Annotated in this window: 14 protein-coding genes; 1 reads left to right on the top strand and 13 read right to left on the bottom strand. The window is 57.4% G+C overall.

What is annotated here, in order from left to right:
- Positions 1 to 58: 58 nt before the first annotated feature.
- The 5 genes from miaA to ACZZZ4_RS11505 are packed head-to-tail and all read right to left on the bottom strand — an operon-like array spanning position 59 to position 6,322.
- On the bottom strand, positions 59 to 1,030 hold the full coding sequence (miaA, locus tag ACZZZ4_RS11525; protein WP_463547851.1) for a tRNA (adenosine(37)-N6)-dimethylallyltransferase MiaA: 972 nt from the start codon (positions 1,028 to 1,030) through the stop codon (positions 59 to 61).
- A complete protein-coding gene (gene mutL, locus ACZZZ4_RS11520; RefSeq protein ID WP_463547850.1) occupies positions 1,030 to 2,937 on the bottom strand; it encodes a DNA mismatch repair endonuclease MutL in 1,908 nt (635 codons plus the stop codon). The genes miaA and mutL overlap by 1 nt, the downstream gene beginning before the upstream one ends.
- Positions 2,934 to 4,313: an N-acetylmuramoyl-L-alanine amidase gene (locus tag ACZZZ4_RS11515; protein WP_370593506.1), complete on the bottom strand. Its 1,380-nt coding sequence runs from the start codon at positions 4,311 to 4,313 to the stop codon at positions 2,934 to 2,936. Before ACZZZ4_RS11515 ends, mutL begins: the two co-directional genes overlap by 4 nt.
- 51 nt (positions 4,314 to 4,364) lie before the next feature.
- On the bottom strand, positions 4,365 to 4,835 hold the full coding sequence (gene tsaE, locus ACZZZ4_RS11510; RefSeq protein ID WP_415763793.1) for a tRNA (adenosine(37)-N6)-threonylcarbamoyltransferase complex ATPase subunit type 1 TsaE: 471 nt from the start codon (positions 4,833 to 4,835) through the stop codon (positions 4,365 to 4,367).
- A complete protein-coding gene (locus tag ACZZZ4_RS11505) occupies positions 4,823 to 6,322 on the bottom strand; it encodes an NAD(P)H-hydrate dehydratase (protein WP_463547849.1) in 1,500 nt (499 codons plus the stop codon). Before ACZZZ4_RS11505 ends, tsaE begins: the two co-directional genes overlap by 13 nt.
- Before the next feature lie 63 nt (positions 6,323 to 6,385).
- Between ACZZZ4_RS11505 and queG the strand changes: the two genes are divergently transcribed.
- The gene (queG, locus tag ACZZZ4_RS11500; RefSeq protein ID WP_463547848.1) at positions 6,386 to 7,459 is read left to right on the top strand and encodes a tRNA epoxyqueuosine(34) reductase QueG; all 1,074 of its coding nucleotides are present in this window, start codon (positions 6,386 to 6,388) and stop codon (positions 7,457 to 7,459) included.
- 25 nt (positions 7,460 to 7,484) lie between these two features.
- Here queG and ACZZZ4_RS11495 read toward each other — a convergent pair whose 3' ends face one another.
- The 8 genes from ACZZZ4_RS11495 to ACZZZ4_RS11460 all read right to left on the bottom strand — a co-directional run bounded on the left by ACZZZ4_RS11495 (position 7,485) and on the right by ACZZZ4_RS11460 (position 18,182).
- Positions 7,485 to 10,676, bottom strand: a complete 3,192-nt coding sequence (locus tag ACZZZ4_RS11495) for an RHS repeat-associated core domain-containing protein (RefSeq protein WP_463547847.1) — start codon at positions 10,674 to 10,676, stop codon at positions 7,485 to 7,487.
- Positions 10,645 to 12,003 (bottom strand): hypothetical protein, encoded by a 1,359-nt coding sequence (locus ACZZZ4_RS11490; protein WP_463547846.1) that lies wholly within the window; start codon positions 12,001 to 12,003, stop codon positions 10,645 to 10,647. Before ACZZZ4_RS11490 ends, ACZZZ4_RS11495 begins: the two co-directional genes overlap by 32 nt.
- A 32-nt stretch (positions 12,004 to 12,035) precedes the next feature.
- Positions 12,036 to 12,251 carry a hypothetical protein gene (locus ACZZZ4_RS11485; protein ID WP_463547845.1) on the bottom strand — a complete coding sequence of 72 codons (216 nt, stop codon included), beginning with the start codon at positions 12,249 to 12,251 and terminating at the stop codon, positions 12,036 to 12,038.
- A gap of 79 nt (positions 12,252 to 12,330) precedes the next feature.
- Positions 12,331 to 13,317 (bottom strand): hypothetical protein, encoded by a 987-nt coding sequence (locus ACZZZ4_RS11480; RefSeq protein WP_463547844.1) that lies wholly within the window; start codon positions 13,315 to 13,317, stop codon positions 12,331 to 12,333.
- Between the two features lie 339 nt (positions 13,318 to 13,656).
- Positions 13,657 to 14,256 carry a leucine-rich repeat domain-containing protein gene (locus tag ACZZZ4_RS11475; RefSeq protein WP_463547843.1) on the bottom strand — a complete coding sequence of 200 codons (600 nt, stop codon included), beginning with the start codon at positions 14,254 to 14,256 and terminating at the stop codon, positions 13,657 to 13,659.
- 364 nt (positions 14,257 to 14,620) lie between these two features.
- The gene (locus ACZZZ4_RS11470; RefSeq protein WP_463547842.1) at positions 14,621 to 16,180 is read right to left on the bottom strand and encodes a hypothetical protein; all 1,560 of its coding nucleotides are present in this window, start codon (positions 16,178 to 16,180) and stop codon (positions 14,621 to 14,623) included.
- A gap of 183 nt (positions 16,181 to 16,363) precedes the next feature.
- Positions 16,364 to 17,395 carry a hypothetical protein gene (locus ACZZZ4_RS11465; RefSeq protein WP_463547841.1) on the bottom strand — a complete coding sequence of 344 codons (1,032 nt, stop codon included), beginning with the start codon at positions 17,393 to 17,395 and terminating at the stop codon, positions 16,364 to 16,366.
- Positions 17,396 to 17,567: 172 nt separating this feature from the next.
- Positions 17,568 to 18,182, bottom strand: a complete 615-nt coding sequence (locus ACZZZ4_RS11460) for a trimeric intracellular cation channel family protein (protein ID WP_186547712.1) — start codon at positions 18,180 to 18,182, stop codon at positions 17,568 to 17,570.
- Positions 18,183 to 18,215: the final 33 nt, after the last annotated feature.

Raw genomic sequence — 18,215 nt, 5'->3', positions numbered from 1 at the left:
GTAAATTCAGATGGCTTCGGCCGTCACACCCCCAAGGATAGACGGCAATTGCAAGGACTCAGCTCAATATGGAGATGGTCCCGAGGTATTTCAAGGCGCGTGGCAGATTGTCGCAATCAAGACTGTCCAGCCAGTGCAAATCGTCCCAGCTGCGCAGCCAGGTAAACTGGCGCTTGGCCAATTGGCGCGTGGCGATGATGCCCCGCTCCTGCATCTGGGCCAATGTCAGCTTGCCGTCCAGGTAATCCCAGACTTGGCGGTAGCCTACCGCACGTATAGACGGCAACCCCGAATGCAGGTCACTTCTTTTACGCAGGGCTACGACCTCGTCGATGAACCCCTGTTCCAACATATTTGTGAATCTTTGTTCAATTCGCTGGTGCAGAACCTGACGATTCGCCGGAGCAATGGCCAGGTTCGCGACAGTATAGGGCAATTGTTGACGTCCCGAAGCGGCTGCTTCAGTACTTTGCGCAGATTGTTGCTCGCGCAGGGCGGTCATGCTCTGCCCGCTGACTCGATAGACTTCCAGTGCCCGACTCAAGCGTTGCGGATCATTGGGATGAATGCGCGCCGCCGACACCGGATCGATCTGCGCCAACTGCTCATGAAGGGCTTGCCAGCCGAGACGTGCGGCTTCGTCCTCGATCTGCGCGCGCACCTCGGGATCGGCTGCCGGCATGTCCGCCAGCCCTTCAACCAAAGCCTTGTAATAGAGCATGGTGCCGCCGACCAGCAGCGGGATCTTTCCCCGCGCAGTGATTTCGGCCATGGACTGCAACGCGTCGCGACGGAAATCGGCAGCGGAATACGCTTCAGCAGGATCGAGAATGTCGATCAGCCGGTGCGGATATTCGGCGAGCAGTTCTTTCGAAGGCTTGGCCGTGCCGATGTCCATGCCGCGATAGACCAGCGCCGAATCGACGCTGATCAATTCGCACGGCAGCACCTTGGTCAGCTCAATGGCCAGGTCGGTCTTGCCCGCAGCGGTCGGGCCCATCAGGAAAATCGCTGGAGGAAGCTGGCTCATCAACGACCGCGCAGGAACAGTTTGTCCAGATCGTCCAGGCCCAACTGGGTCCAGGTCGGTCGGCCATGGTTGCATTGACCGCTGCGCTCGGTGTTTTCCATGTCGCGCAGCAAGCCGTTCATTTCCGGCAGGGCCAGACGCCGGTTGGCGCGAATCGCGCCGTGGCAGGCCATGGTGCCGAGCAGTTCGTTGAGGTGCGCCTGGATACGGTCGCTGGTGCCGTATTCCATCAGGTCCGAAAGTACGTCGCCGACCAGTCGGTTGGCTTCGGCCTGCTTGAGAAGTGCCGGAATCTGCCGGATCGCCAGGGTTTCCGGGCCAAGGCGCTGCAATTCGAAACCAAGTCGCTGAAACCACGCCGCATGTTCTTCGGCGCAGTCGGCCTCGCGCTGACTGACCGCCAGTGACTCCGGCACCAGCAACGGTTGACCACTGAGGCCTTCGCTGGCCATGGCGATTTTCAGGCGCTCGTACATGATCCGCTCGTGGGCGGCATGCATGTCCACCAGCACCAGGCCATGGGCGTTTTCGGACAGAATATAGATGCCCTTGAGCTGCGCCAGTGCATAGCCGAGCGGCGGGATATCTTCCTGACCGGTCGGCAGTGCGCTGGCATTGGCTTCAGGCAGCGGCGCGAAAAACTCCTTGTAAGCAGCTTGAGCTTCGGCAGCGGGCAACGTCGATTGCGGACGCGGCGTGTATTGATACTGATAAGCGCCGCCAGCGCTGGCGCCGGACGAAGTATTGAACACCGGCTGCGCCTGCGGCTGCTCCAGCAGCGCATTGGCGGCCAGACGCATCTCGCCCTGCGGACCGAATTCGCCCGCCTCGATGCCACTAGGTCGAACGATCGCCGTGGTGACCGAGCCGGCCAATTGATCTTCCGGACGCACATCGCCCAGCGCACGGTGCAGCGTGCCATACAGGAAGTCATGAACCATGCGCCCGTCGCGGAAACGCACTTCGTGCTTGGTCGGGTGCACGTTGACGTCGACCGCTGCCGGATCGACCTCGAAAAACAGCGCGAAGGTCGGGTGCCGACCGTTGAACAGCACGTCGCGATAAGCCTGACGCACGGCGTGGGCAACCAGTTTGTCGCGCACCGCCCGGCCATTCACAAAGAAATATTGCAAGTCCGCCTGACTGCGGTTGAAGGTCGGCAAACCGACCCAGCCCCACAGGTGCAGACCATTGCGTTCGATCTCGATCGGCAAAGCCTGCTCGAGGAACCCCGAACCACAGATCGCTGCCACACGCCGCGCACGGGCCGCATCATCGTGGGCCTCGTGCAGGCTGAGGATGGTCTTGCCGTTGTGACGCAGATGAAAAGCCACATCGAAACGCGCCAGCGCCAGACGCTTGATCACTTCCTGCAGGTGATCGAATTCGGTTTTTTCGGTCTTGAGAAATTTGCGCCGGGCCGGGGTGTTGAAGAACAGGTCGCGGACTTCCACCGAGGTGCCCACCGGATGCGCCGCCGGCTGCACGCGCGGCGCCATGTCCCGGCCTTCGGTTTCTACCTGCCAGGCCTGGTCGGCATCGCGGGTGCGCGAGGTCAGGGTCAGACGCGCCACAGAGCTGATCGACGCCAGCGCCTCGCCCCGGAAACCCAGGCTCATCACCTGTTCCAGATCTTCGAGGTTGCGAATCTTGCTGGTGGCGTGGCGGGCCAGGGCCAGCGGCAGGTCATCGGCCGAAATACCACTGCCGTCATCACGCACGCGCAGCAATTTGACGCCGCCCTGCTCGACATCGACGTCGATACGCTTGGCGCCAGAATCGAGGCTGTTTTCCAGCAACTCCTTGATCACCGAAGCCGGGCGCTCAACCACTTCACCGGCGGCGATCTGGTTCGCCAGTCGTGGGCTGAGCAGCTCGATGCGCGCCGTGTTCAATACCTGGTTCATTCTTTGGACGCCAGTTCGGTGCCGGGAATGGTCAGGTGCTGACCGACTTTCAGCTCATCGCTTTTCAGGTTGTTGGCAGCACGCAACGTGGCCGGCGAAACCTGATAGCGCACGCCGATCATCGCTAGCGTTTCGCCCGGGCCGACGCGGTGGTCGCGCGGACCCTGGGCGATCTTGCCGGAATCACGCAACCAGGCGATGTAGGTGCCCGGTGGCGGATTCTGCTGGAAGAACTGGCGCACGCCGCTGCTGATCGAACGGGCCAGCGCCTGCTGGTGGCTCGACGCGGACAGCTTGTTCGCTTCGTTGGCGTTGGAAATGAAGCCGGTTTCGACCAGGATCGACGGGATGTCCGGCGACTTCAGCACCATGAATCCGGCTTGTTCCACGCGCTGTTTGTGCAGCGGCGTGACGCGACCGATGTTGGTCAGCACCTTTTGCCCGACGTTGAGGCTGGAAGTCAGCGACGCGGTCATCGACAGGTCGAGCAACACGCCAGCGAGCATGCGGTCCTTGTCGTCGAGGCTGACGTTACCGGCACCGCCAATCAGGTCGGAACGGTTTTCACTGTCGGCCAGCCAACGGGCGGTCTCGGACGTAGCGCCACGATCAGACAGAGCGAATACCGACGCACCGAACGCGGCTGCGGACGGCGCTGCGTCGGCGTGAATCGAGACGAACAGGTCGGCGCCCTTCTTGCGCGCGATTTCGGTCCGCCCGCGCAATGGAATGAAGTAGTCGCCGGTACGGGTCAGTTCGGCGCGGAAACCTTTCATGCCGTTGACCTGACGCTGCAACTCGCGAGCGATCTGCAGTACCACATCTTTCTCGCGCTGGCCGCGCGAACCGGACGCGCCCGGGTCTTCACCACCGTGGCCGGCGTCGATCACCACAATTATGTCGCGCTTGCCCGCCGGGGCTGGCGGCAGCTTGATCGCCGGCTCAGTCGGGGTCACCGGCACTGCCGGCACGGTCGCCACCGAAGGTGTCGGGGCCGGCGGCGGCGCGGCATCGGCCGGGTTGTCGAACAGATCGACCACCAGACGGTTGCCGTACTGCGCGTTCGGCGCCAGGGAGAAGCTTTTCGGGGTGACGGCTTTTTTCAGGTCGATGACCACCCGCAAGTCGGTCGGCGTGCGCTGGGCTGAGCGCATCGCGGTGATCGGCGTGTTCGCGGTCTGCACATTCAACGGCGCGCCGAGGGTGGCGCCGTTGATGTCGATCACCAACCGATCCGGGGCAGTAAGGGTGAAGACACTGTGCTGCACCGGGCCGCTGAGGTCGAAAACCAGTCGCGTATTGTCCGGCGCCCGCCACAGGCGCACGCTGTTGACCTTTGAATCGGCCACAGCGTTGACGGTTACTGCCATCAACATCAGTCCAGCGGCAGCCACCAACGCGCGAAAGCGCATACCAAACCCCATCATTTAATTGGATTCCAATGCCAAAGCGGCACACCAGGCCTCGCCACGCGAGCCCTGGGCTAAAATTTTCAGCGAACGACCGCTGTCTTGCGGGCCAATGGTAATGGTCAGGTCAGGCTTTGGCAAAAAGCCTGCACCTTTATCGGGCCATTCGATCAGGCACAGGGCATCGTCCTCGAAGTAGTCACGGATACCGAGAAATTCCAGTTCTTCCGGATCAACCAAGCGATACAGGTCGAAATGGAACGCGCGCACTTCACCGATCTCGTAGGGCTCGACCAGAGTGAAGGTCGGACTTTTTACCGCGCCGACGTGCCCCAGCCCGCGAATGATGCCCCGCGACAGAGTGGTTTTGCCCATGCCCAGGTTGCCTTCAAGAAAAATCAGGCCGTGGCCCTGGGTGACGCGGGCGATCCGTGCACCAAAGTCGCTCATCGCCTGTTCATCGGCCAGGTACAGGGTTACTTCAGACACGGTGCATGCTCCTCCAACAACTGACGAATGGCTGGAATCAGATCACTGGCCGCCAGCCCACGGCCGAATTTGCCTTGTTGCAGACCGGCATTGGCGTGCAGCCAGACGGCCAGGCATGCCGCATCGAACGCGCCCAAGCCTTGGGCCAGCAATGCGCCGGTGAGACCGGCCAGCACATCACCCAACCCGCCCGTGGCCATCGCCGGATGGCCCTGATGACAAAGGGCCAGACGCCCGTCGGGATGGGCGATCAAACTGCCGGCGCCTTTCAGCACCACTACCGCTGAATACTTTTTGCTCAACGCCAATGCAGCAGTCAGGCGATCGGCCTGCACTTCAGCGGTGCTGATGCCGAGCAAGCGCGCCGCCTCGCCCGGATGCGGGGTAATCACGCAACCCTCGGGCAACTGTACAAAAGCGCTGGCCAGCAGGTTCAACGCGTCGGCGTCCCACACCTGTGGCAACGGTGCGTTGGCGGCTGCCGACAACAAGGCGCGTCCCCAACTGGCTTGACCGAGGCCCGGCCCGACCACCAGCACCGAAGCCTTTTCCAGCAGGCCCATCAGTTGATTGGCTGACGAGGTGCCGAGAGCCATGGCTTCCGGGATACGGGTCAGCGCCGCTGGCACATGCTCTGGCCGAGTCGCCAGCGAGACCATGCCCGCGCCGCTGCGCAAGGCCGTTTCAGTGCTGAGCAGGATCGCCCCGCCGAAACCATGATCGCCGCCGATCAACAGCACATGGCCAAAACGACCTTTGTGCGAAGTCGGCGCGCGCGGCGCAAGTGCTGGAAGATTAGCGGCGCTCAGGCGTTGAGCGCAGACGGGAATGTCACTGAAAATTTCGCCGGTGGATTGCAAGTCGTTGAAGACCAGTTCACCGATATGATCCGCCGCATCACCGGTCAACAGCCCGATCTTCATAGCAATGAATGTCGCCGTAAGATCGGCGCGCACCGCGACGCCCAGTTCACGCCCGGTATCGGCACATAGCCCTGACGGAATATCGACCGCCACCACCGGCAAACCGCAGGCGTTGATCGCCTTGATCACCGATGCATACGGCTCACGCACTTCGCCGCTCAGGCCAGTGCCGAGCAAGGCATCGAGGACGACACCGCGCAGCTCGCTTTGCCCCTGCCAGCCTTGCACCACAACACCAGCAGCTACGGATTCGGCATGGGCCAGTGCGGCATCGCCCTGCAAACGTTGCGGATCGCCGACGGCGAGGACGCGGACGATCCAGCCGGCACGCAACGCCAGGCCCGCCACCAGATAACCGTCACCGGCATTGTTGCCGTGCCCGGCGAGCACGGTCAGCTCGTTCGCTGCCGGCCACTTGCGCACCAGTGCCCGCCAGGTCGCGCGGGCGGCGCGTTGCATCAATTCGAAGCCCGGCGTGCCGGCGGCGATCAGCCGCGCGTCGAGTTCGCGCACCTGCGCGGCGCGGTACAGCGCGTCGGGTAATTCATCTTTCGTCTGCGGCATGCGTCTTCGGGCTCCGATGTCTGGCAGAATTATACGCACCTCAGCTCCGGTTTCTCTCGCCTCATGTCCGCCATCACCACAGACCTGCCCGCCCTCGCCCAATCGATCAAGGATTGGGGCCGCGAGCTGGGCTTCCAGCAAGTCGGCATCAGCGGTCTGGACCTGGCCGAACACGAGCAGCATCTACAGCGCTGGCTCGAGGCCGGCTACCACGGCGACATGGACTACATGGGCGCCCACGGCAGCAAACGCTCGCATCCCGAAGAGTTGGTGCCGGGTACGTTGCGCGTGGTCTCGCTGCGTATGGACTACCTGCCGGGCGATACCGAAATGGCCAAACGCCTGGCTGAACCGGAAAAGGCTTACGTATCGCGTTATGCCTTGGGCCGCGATTACCACAAATTGATCCGTAAACGTGTTCAACAATTGGCCGACAGGATTCAGGCGCAGATCGGCCCGTTCGGTTTTCGCGCCTTCGTCGATAGCGCGCCGGTGCTGGAAAAAGCCATCGCCGAACAGGCGGGGCTGGGCTGGATCGGCAAAAACACCCTGGTGCTCAACCGCAAGGCCGGCAGTTATTTCTTCCTCAGTGAACTGTTCGTCGATCTGCCGCTGCCGGTGGACGAGCCGCACAGCAGCGAACATTGCGGGCGCTGCACCGCGTGTCTGGATATCTGCCCGACCAATGCGTTCGTCGGTCCCTATGTGCTGGACGCCCGGCGTTGCATTTCCTATCTGACCATTGAGCTGAAGACCGCCATCCCCGAAGAGTTGCGGCCGCTGATCGGCAATCGTGTGTTCGGCTGTGATGACTGCCAGATCGTCTGCCCATGGAACCGTTTCGCCCGGCCGACTGGAGAAAGCGATTTCACGCCCCGGCACAATCTCGATAATGCCGAGCTGGCTGCACTGTTCATGTGGGATGAAGAGAAGTTTCTAAGCAGCACTGAAGGCTCGCCGTTGCGGCGCGCCGGCTATGAGCGCTGGTTGCGCAATCTCGCGGTGGGGCTGGGGAATGCGCCTTCAACGATTCCGGTGCTGGAAGCGTTGAAGGCGCGACGGGACTATCCGTCAGAGTTGGTTAAAGAACACGTGGAGTGGGCGCTTGAACAGCACTCCAGACCTTCACACCCATAACGGGCAGGCGAAGTATTCACAGTGCTCATGTGCGCGTTGTAACCATATTTTTCGCCGATCTCATTATTGCGTTGGTCTCCCCGTCGGACCAATGGCCACCCGCCCGCAGGACTTTGCAAACTCTCTGTTTACTGTCCTCTAGAAGATAAATACGCTCCCCACGTCCTTTCGAGGCTGCGAAAAAAACATGCGTTACTTTTCTTCCATCACCGGCTGCGCCGAATTCCTCGTAATACATCCTGGATTTCCTGGCTGCCTGGAGGGGGGACATATCGCTTTCCACGTACCCGAAGAATTCGTCGGCCATCGTCTTATGAGTGGCATAGAGGTAGCTTTCTGGATCGGGCCTGATTAATTGCCAAGGTCTCTCCGTGACTTCCTCCACGGGCGCCTGGGCTTTTTTGGCCGCGGCCCTTGCGCCTTTTCCACCCTTCTTTAAATGTTGCCCCGCTTTGCCTGCCCCCCTGCCACTGAGCCCTTTGCTAAAAGCTGAAGCCATCTTCCTGCCCGCATTCACAGCAGCTTTTGCACCCGCCGCCAAACCTGCACCGAGCGAAGCCAGCCCGAGACCAAAACTGATCCAGCCCAATATCTCGCCCGCCTGAGAACCCGGTGCCAGCTCATTGACCACCTCGCTGGCAATACCCGCCAGGCCTGAAGTAACCGCCAGCCCCAATGCCGCCACTGCCCATGGCGTCGCCGCGCCCATCGTCACCACGCTGGCAACAATCCCGAGAATACTGAGGCCGATGCCGAGGATCGATTGCCAGGAGAAATGCCCGGTAGGGTCAACCCGATTGACAGGGTCGCCCAGGCAATAACTGTAGGCATTCAATCCGCCCGCACCGAACGGACTCATGCTATCGGGGGAAAGAAAACGCATCAGTGTCGGGCTATAGGCCCGGTAACCGTTGCCCAGCAGATACAGCCCGGTAACCGGATCCAGCTGTTCGCCGTTGAAACCCGCCACGCTGAACAATCCGCCTTCGGCAGGACGGTGCCCATAAGGACTGTAGGCGCAATCGGTGAGGTGCTCCTCCTTACCCAGTGTTGCCAGCACGCTTTGCTGTTGGTCGGTGCCAAACAGCTGCGCGCTGGCGTTCAAACCGAGTTGCCGCTGCCCCACAAGCGCGCCACCGTGACGCACGACACTGGATGAATTTTCACCACTCACCTCATTGGCGACCCGGCCTGCGTGGTAATAACGCTGCACAGTCGCCTTTTCGGGTTGCGACAGTTCAACCAGATCGTCGAGACCGTCGTAATGGTAGCCACGGATCACTGCTCCCCCTGCGTCGGACAATTGCTCAAGACGTCCGAACGCGTCATAGGCCAGCGTTCGCGCCTGGTCGTCCTTGATCATCCTGCCGTTGGCGTCGTATTCCAGTGTCACTGCCGGTGGATAGTCGACATGGGAATGTTTGACTGCGCTGAGCTGTACAGGATCGGGATTGTCATAACTGAACGTGGTCAGATTCACGCCGAGCGGGAACTTCGTCTGCACCGTAAGAATGTTGTCCAGCGCATCGAAGGTGAAGGTCTGCTGGACGATTTCCTTGCCATACGGATCGCGGGGCTTTTGGGTGCCGGCACAGTCGTACTGGATCAGACGCCCGCGCACATCGTAGGTGAATTGCTCATCACGCAAAATCTGCGTGCCGCGCCTGGAGACTTTCTGCGCCAGTTTGCCGGCAAGCGTGTAAGTCGATTGCAGCGTCTGGTCAGGCTGGCCCTGAATCTCGAATGTACGCCGGGTTTCACGACCGATATCGTCATAGACGAACCGGGTGATCATATGACGCTTGATCGACGTGTCTTCGGTTTTCGTCCACTCCAGCATTCCCGTCTGGGCGTCGTAGTGGAACTCGGTTTTCAGCGACCCTTGCGAGGCGGATAGAAGGCGGCCGAACTCATCGTATTCAGATCTGTTGTCGGTACCGAGCACATCAACGTGGGTGATCGGTCGCCCCTGCAGGGACCAGGTACTGGATGTTGCTTTCATGACAGCGCCGAAGGTCGTCGTTTCAGATTTCAGGCGCCCGGAAGGGTGATAGGCAAAGCTGCGTGTCCTGCCGCTTTCGGTACAGGTCAAGGGATTGCCAGTGACGGGGTCGTAAGTCAGTGTCGTGACCTGTTCTCCTGCCTTGCGCTCAGTCAGTAAACCGCCCAGATCGCGCAAATAAGTGAACTCGGTTTTTTTGCCATCAGCACTCTTGTGCCACTGTGGCTGAGTGAAGCCCGCTTCATAACCAGCCTCAGACTTTCGTCCGCCCACGGTACTTTGGATCAAACGACCCAAACCATCATAAGTCTGCTGGCCCAAAACTTTGTCACCGACCTTGATGTCGATCGCAAGCCCTTCATCACTATGCTCCGCGTAGTCGGTTACGACCTTACTGCCGTCGGGCAGAACACTGCGGATCATCCGGTCGAAAACGTCGTACTCATATTTCCTGGTATTGCCGACAGGATCTGTCTGGCTGGTCGTGCGTCCGTAACCGTCATAGGTGTAAACGGTTTTGCCGAGACTCTTGTTCTTCAGATTGAAGCTCTCGACACTCAACGGCTTGCCGAAGTCATTGACCAGGGTGAGTGTCTTGCCCATGCCCTGAAGCCAATGGCTGTGCTGGCGAAGGACCGGATTCGCCTCACTATGTTCAATACGCCCATCGGCATGCAGCGTCTTGCTGACCTGACCCCAGGAATCGAACTCGTAGCGGGTGCTGACCGGATAAGGCTTGTTATCGCGCCAATCGGTCAGCGTCACGTTCACCTTGTGACCGACCGAATCATACAGGGCAGAATAAAGTGTGCGAGCCTGGATGAGACCGTCCTTGTCGGGATGGTCGCAGTCCTTTTCCTGAACGGTGATGATCCGCTCCAGGCCGTCATAGCTCACTCTTTGCTCACCCCCGCCTGGATCGGTGGTCACCATTGTCGCCGGTTGCTGTCTGTTGGCGGCCAGATAGGCCCAACGGGTAGCAGCCGCATAAGGGGTGCCCGAAGCGACCGTTTTGCACACTGCCCGGCCGATCGCATCGTATTCATGCTCGATACGCTCGCCATCGACACCTGTTTCCGACACCAGTAATCCAGTCAGCGTCGAAAGCACTTTCTCACTGGTCTGCACCGTCCCGTCAAATCCGCGGGTGCTGGACTTGACCCGCAATCCGTCACCTTCAAGCTCATAGGTGAATTCGGTAGAGGTTTTTTTCATTCAGGATGAAACTTTGCTCTTTCGTAGCCCCGTGCTTGAGCGGGTCCTTGGGCAGGTCCAGATAACTGCGTTGGGTTTTCGAACGCAGTAGCTCAACACCTTCCACAACTTCGAAAAAACGCTCAGTGACCGGTAACACGGATCCCAGCTCCGCCCCCTCCAGCGCAGTGTGCAGCGCATAGTCATAGTAGGTGACAGTCGAAGTACCATCCGACGCGGCCGCAGTAACCGTCCTCTTACGCGGGAACCTGGAGAAACCCAGCGGATCCTCCGGGCAATTGTCTCCACCACTTGCCGGATAGAATTCGGTCGAAGTCGTGATCCCGTTTGGCTCGATCTGCTTGACCAGGTTGCCTTCGTTATCGAACTCGGTGACCGTAGTTTCCAGCCGTTTTTGCTGGGTGCGCCGATCAAGGTACGTCACCGAATGCACCTTCGGCATGCGGAACTGAGCCACTTGGTCATTGAATGGCTTGGTGACGGAGCAGTGATACTCGGTGATGGCTTCGATCTGCGCGTCGCCACAGGTGGTCGTCTCTGCGACCAGAAGATGAAACTTGTTGTAGGTGCGTTTGATGCGCGTGTGAACCTTACCTTTTACCACCCACTTCTCATCCGAGGTGTACACGTAGTAGCCGGGCGCCTGGTAGAGAGGATCACCGTCACTGTCTCTGGCCGGCGATAGCCCTTGGCCGAGAAAGTTATGATCGGAGTACTCGTACGTCTTGCAGAGCTTGGGCTGGCCGCGCCCCGGGTAAATATCATGAGCGATGACAAACGGCAGTGTCCGCTCAACGCCACTTACGAAACGATGACCCTGGCGCTTGTAGCGAATAATTTCTACGCCGCGCAATGGATTGACGAGGCGGTGCAGATAGCTGGCCCCATGAATGACCTCATATTCCAGATCCCAACCTTTACCGACCGGTAGCTCGATCGCCGTCACCCGAGCGTTTTTCAAGATCAATTTGTAGCTGGAACTGGAAGCAGTCTCGGGATGCCGGGTGAATATCACCTGGCCTGCCTTGCGTATGACTCTCAATAGGCAGCGCTTGGTATCGCTGACTTCGGTCAACCTGGGGAATCCGTTGAAGGACTCGTGCTTCAGCGTAACGCTGACACCGTTCGCTGCGATTATTTTTTCCGCGACGGCGAAATGACTGCCGACCTGGACTTTCAGCAACTCGCGCCGACCATCCTTGTATCGAACTTCATAACGCCCTGGCCCAGTTACCAATACCTTCGCTGTTTGCAGTTTCATTTCCTTGAACTTCAAACCGCTAGACGTCTCGACAGCCTTGTAGCGTTCACCGTTGGACAAGGTCATGACTTTGCTCTGCAAATCATAACTGGTCATGGTCAGCGACAGCCAATACCGAAACCGACATCCACCTGATTGAGCGGATTAAAGCCCAGTGAAAACGCGAACTCAGGACCATTGAGATCCGCCGAGTGCAACTTCCCCAACGAAAAAGCGCAGGTGTACATGCCCGTGCGGGGATCGACGCCTCCCGAAACAAATTCACCGAAGTTGAAAGCGTTTGAATGAACAGCGGAGGATGAATTACTTTCCATAGAAAAAATCTCCCTTTTCCATCTAGAGTTGAAACGATCAAGTCGGCCAGTGAAAATCGCTGGCCACAAAAAATCCATATCAGGAGAATTGTTTTGTTGACCGCTTCGATTCGCCCAAGATAAAAGTTCGCTGCTCTATGTCACCCTCAATAGCAAGCCAGTGCTCTGTACCGAATTCATCAATAACCGCAAGTTCGAACGCGCCTTCATTTCCCGGTTTTTCCTCTGTCTGTAAAGTAGTGCGTTGCACGAGAGTCAGCACACCGGGCACATCATTGATCCGGAAATTAACATAACCGTGACGAGTATGGATCGAAGCGGATTTCCCATAGATGGGGGCCAGATAGCCGTAAAAACTCCTGCCGCCGCCACTGTAGTGGTTAATTGTTCCTGACGAGTAGACCATTACAGCATCATCGGCGTCATATGGATTAAGCGCTATGTCGTTGCTGTACCAATCCAGCAAGTTGATCTGACGGCCGTCAGCTTGGAGCCCGACATGGAAGATTTGAATTCGCTCCTCGTAAACCAGTTCCCTGAACGCACCGAACTTATAAAGAGAAAAGCTGTTCCGGTTATATTTTTTCGGCGGAACTGCCTCCAGCGTAACACTGCTATCGAAACCAATTCCATTGCTACGCAGTACCACGCCGTCCATTACAATCTCGGCGGCCACTTCCATGATTCCAGGCCTGGATGCCGAAACCCAGAATTGAAAAATCTGTACCGGATCAGAGACGTTGCTTACCCGGTTGTCCGTGACGCGCGGGACTTCAGTCAGCCGAGTTGCACCACCCGTCATTTCGTGAGCGTAACGATTTTCCTGCACCGTTACACTCCAGTCACCCTCCAGAGGACGCGCACCGTGATAGGCGATCAGGCGCAGCGACTGCAGGGCAGGGTGTCCATGCAGTGATGCGCCGTCCCCATTGTTATCGATCCCGTGCAGAAGCACCAACACACGCACCTGCATACGACCGTTGGCATAGAGCACTTTGTGCTGGCCAGAGTTTGTGGAGTCGAGCTTAACCTCGATGCGGGATATACCAACTTGTTCATCAATCATTTTACGATACCTTGCTGTTTGACAGATTTTCCCCTTTAAGGACGCAGCAAAGTATTGAGGCTCAACTTGAATTAAAACAGTCGAAACCTTCGACAAATTGTGAGGAGGTAATAATTCAACATCTCTGTCACCCACTCACACAAATGTTCACAAATGGAAGAAACCCAGCGCCACGACAAGAAATAAAAACAACATCTTTTCTGCCCCTTTGATTCCAGCACTCCAGAAACTTTCTCCCCTCCTGATCTCGAATCCATAGAATCAGAAGGGGACGTCATGAGCGCTTACTCTTGTCTGTATATGTTATAAAAACCAAGGATTCGTTACTTCCACCAACATTCAGTCACTGTCTGACCCTGTCGAGAACCCGCTTTCCGAGGACTCACTATCGGAGTCGAAATCAGGAACTTCCTCCTGCGTCTGTATTTCCATCTTGCGGTCCATACTGGAATTCTCGAGAAACTGATTGATTCGTTGCCGCGATGCCTCACTCAGCGGGTTATTCAACAAACCAACGAACAGGTTCTGTGTATCCGGAATCTCGAACAGTTCAAATCCCACGTCGGAAATATGATTATCATGCAAGGCCACGACAGCCAGTTTTCTGAGCGCATCCATGCCTGAAGGAAGGCTGGACAGATTTGCGTTGCTCAGCATCAATCCGGTTAAACCAGCCATGTGGCCTACATGCGGAGCAACTGTCAGAGGGTTGTTTGCCAGATTCAACCGGGTAAGCGTTTCGATTCTGGACAACCCTTCAGCGGTGACGTCGGAAAGAGTAAGGGAGCAGCCGTCCAGGGTAAGCTTGGTTAACTGGCGCATTTGAAATATTCCTGACGGAAATTCCTCGATTTGAATGCCAAATATTCCCAAAGACTGGATATTGGGAAAGCTGTCAAGAAACGCACCTATCCGTGCGCCCGGTTCATTTGCGGTCAATAGCAACTCTGTTACGTACTCAAACCGACCGGACAACCTTGGTAACTCTCCCGGAAAATCGACATAGTAGGAAAACTGATCGTCTCCCTCCCCCATCTGGAATCCGACTTGCGCTGCCAGATATCCTGCAACTTAGCGCTGAACCGCTCTCGAGCCTGGCGTTGCACGGTGGGTGGCGGCGCGTTTTCGGGTCCAGCGGTCCGCGACTGAAGTACCGCCCCATCGGCGCTCCATATCGTCAGTTCATTACGCAATGTCGCGAACTCTTTTTCCAGACGGGCCAGTATTGCCGATGGGTCACTCTGCAAGCGCTCGGTGACAAACGACGTCACCTGCTCATCCGAAAGCTGCGGATAAAGTGCTTTTACACGCTCCGCAGCGGACTTTGTCGATTGCCGATTATTGTCGCCACCGCCCAGCAGCTGCCCCCTTGCCCGTGCAATGCAGCGCTGGAGATGAAGTCAACTGGCAATGGCTCCTCCCCTAACAACTTGCTCACGCTTTGGCGCGACGGCAATGGCTGTGCACGTATCAGCCGTTGTAGAGCCATGCCACCGCCCTGCGCCACATCGAGCAATTGGCGTTGCCCGGGCTGCAACAGACGCCAGACTGCCGAATACAGATCCATCGGTCCTTCGGGTGTCGGTATGTTGCTGCCGCGGATCACATAGCCTTCCAACTGACGCGTCAGTGTGTAATGCACCTGCGACCCTGCATCACCGGTGGCACTCAAGGGTTTGCCGTCCGACATATCCTGATGAATTTCGATACGAACCTCTTGCGGCCACTTCTCGAGCCGCCCGATCATCAGCAACGCCAGCAAATCACTGTCCAGACTGGATGCCGACTCCAGATATATTCCTTCGCAGGCCCTGGCAACACGCACTTCGCGCAGCGCCATCAGGGTCTTTTCTGCCATGTGCCTCGGCATCCCAGGCCGCAGACGCAAATGCAGATGGTCGGCGGCACTGGCCTCTCGCCACAATGCCTGAGCGATTGTCTTGGGCAGGTAAGGAAAAATCCGACGCATCTGCAATGTGTTTTCATCGCAGTCGAGTTCAAACGCCCGCTCACTCCGCTCGAAGAGCAAAGCTCCGTGCCTTTTGCCATCGTGCTCGACCAGCTCGCCTTCCCCTGACGACAGCAAAGCCTGCCATTGTGGGTCCGCCTGCCAGCGTACGGACGGATCGGGATTGTGCATTTGGGTGATGAATCGCTGGATGCCCGAATCGAGGTTAAAGCGCCTGAGCGTGTCCGTCATCAACGCCATAGCGACAGGGTGAATGGGCGAATCGTGTATGAGCATTGCGCCCACACCGCTCGTTGCAAGAGCACGTTTGATAGTGAGCGAGGAGAAATCATCCACCGAATGGCCTGATCGCAGAAACAGTTCCGCTATCTGGCTGTGTTCCGAATAGGTGCTTGAAGAACGATTGTGCCAATCGCCATTTTCCAGAGGAAGCCAGAACCGACCCTCGCTATCCGGCCTCAACAGCGGACCGGAAGGATGCAGCTCACTGGCATGCGTGACACGAAACAGGCCGCTCTCGGCATCCCGAATCACTTGAACGAGACGGCCATCGGCGACGGCCACATACTGTCGCTGTTTGAAAAACATGATTCCCGGCGCACCGGCTTCGTCGAGACTTTTTGGTGTGGGTATCCAATAATTCTCCAGCGAGTTTTTTGCCGGGCTCCTTGCGAACTGGTCAATTGCAGAAAATATCGGACTCGTGCTCACGCTGATGACGGGCGTCATTGCCGTCGAATCTGGCGAAAAGGACGACAGTTCCTGACCGTGTGCGTCAGGCAGATGCGCTACCGTTGAAGGCGAGGACGACAGCGGGCGGGGGCGTTCCACTCCAGGATCGAATGGTTTGGTTGGGGCAGATACAGGTTTGCTCTTTGGCGGTTTGCCAGTCATGAATGCTCATCCTTGAGGAGTGGTTGCGTTGGCCGCTCATTGCTGCGGGGCCAACGCGAGACATCAGAAAACGCAGGTGGCGCGCATCCTGATAATTGGACATGGCAGCTTATCTACAGACGCAATGTCCAACGCATATACTTTTATTGCATCCGCCGACATTGCATCGGGGAATGATCAGGCTCAGCCTCGTTGAAGATACAAATCTCGCTCGTAAAAATCCGCACGAATCGACAATTTATGCTCGGTACCGTATTCATCGATGGCGATGAAGAAAAGTACGCCTCCATATTTCCGCGCTGTAGTATTTTCCGAATATTCGGATAGCGCCTGCACGATAGTCAATTCTCCGTCGCTCTGAGTTATTACTTTATAATGCTTATGACTCCATGTTTGCGCATCTCTGGTAAAGGTGTATACAAACGGATCGCCATTAACAGGCAACGTTACAGTGATATTGGACTTTTCGGGGCGTACAAAAATGCAGTCCATATAATTCGTTTTTATTTCATTAAGACGGTTACCGCCGGCAAAATTATGATTTTCGCCCTCTTTTACGCCCTCTACAATCCAGTCAACCAGCCTGATCTGCTTCCCGCCCGGATAGAGGCCTAAATGGTACTTCCAGATTCGATTGCCGGGCGACTCATTGCCAACCCTGGTTTGATACAACCGAAACACACCATCAACAGAATACGTCGCAGGAGTTTCTGCTTCGATAGTTACACTGCTGTCATGGACACTGGAGAGTGTGGTTCCGTTGCTGAGAATTCTCTCGCCGTCCAGAAACAGTCGAGCACCGATCTGAGTCGGTCCGGCGCTCGATGAGGACACCCAGAATGTGCGAACCTGAGGGTGAACGCTGTCATCCTCCATATCATCAGCTATCTCCCCGACAGACGTTGCGGATCGGGCCTCGACGGTGAATCGACCCTGCACGTTGCTTGCAGCCCAGCCGTCGCGCAAAGTCTTGCCGGTGGCGTAATGAATGAGCTCGATACTCTCCATCACATCTGCCGGAACATGCATGGCTTCGCCGTCAGCATTGACTCCGGAAACGAGTACTTGAACTTTTACCTGCATTCGACCGTTAGCGAAAAGTGCCCTGCTCTGGGCATTATCACTGGCATCGAACTTGACTTTAAAACTGGCAAGGCCCGCAAGAACAGGCGCAGTAATTTGGTGATTATTTGTAGCGTCCATGCTTTCACTCATAATGCAGATCCTTAAAAAGAATGATTTTTATCGACATAGGGAATATGTCAGCAAAAAAAACTACATTCTTGGCAGGGAAATATCAAAGAGCAAAATGTAAGAATATACGCACGCCGGTCGCCAGCGAAAAACCTGGCTTCGCCGCACTACATTCAAAGTACCGCCACCGCGGTCAATGTTCGTCGTTATAGACGAACTTCGGCATTTCCCAATGAAAACGAATGGCCAGCAGACGCAACAAGAATCCGCCAAACAAAGTGATCAGAATGGCTTGTTCACCCGGCACATTCAGATAAAGACACAACATGTAGCACCACGCAGCGGCAAACGAGACGCTGGCGTAAAGTTCGCGACGAAAAATCAACGGAATATCGTTGCAGAAGATATCGCGAAGAATGCCGCCAAAGACGCCGGTGATCACACCGCTGACCGACGCCACCAGCATACCGTGGCCCATCTCCAGAGCGGTCATGCAACCGATCAAGGTGAATGCCACCAGGCCCACCGCGTCGAGTACCAGAAACAGCGAGCGCAAGTGGCGCATCCAGCGTGCGGTGAACACGGTGAACATCGCCGCCACCGACGTCAGCACCAGATACTCCGGGTGTTTGACCCAGGTCAGCGGGTAGTGCCCGAGCAGCACGTCGCGCACTGAACCGCCACCGAGCGCGGTGATGCAGGCGATCAGCACCACGCCAAACCAATCCATGCCGCGTCGTCCTGCGGACAGCGCGCCAGTCATGGCTTCGGCGGTGATGGCGATCAGATAGAGCATCAGCAACATGATGGCAGTCCAGGCAGGAAGGCGCGCAGTCTAGCC

The sequence above is a fragment of the Pseudomonas sp. AC252 genome (assembly GCF_979258105.1).
Note: the sequence above shows the minus strand (reverse complement) of the source record. Positions and strands in the feature narration are given on the sequence as shown.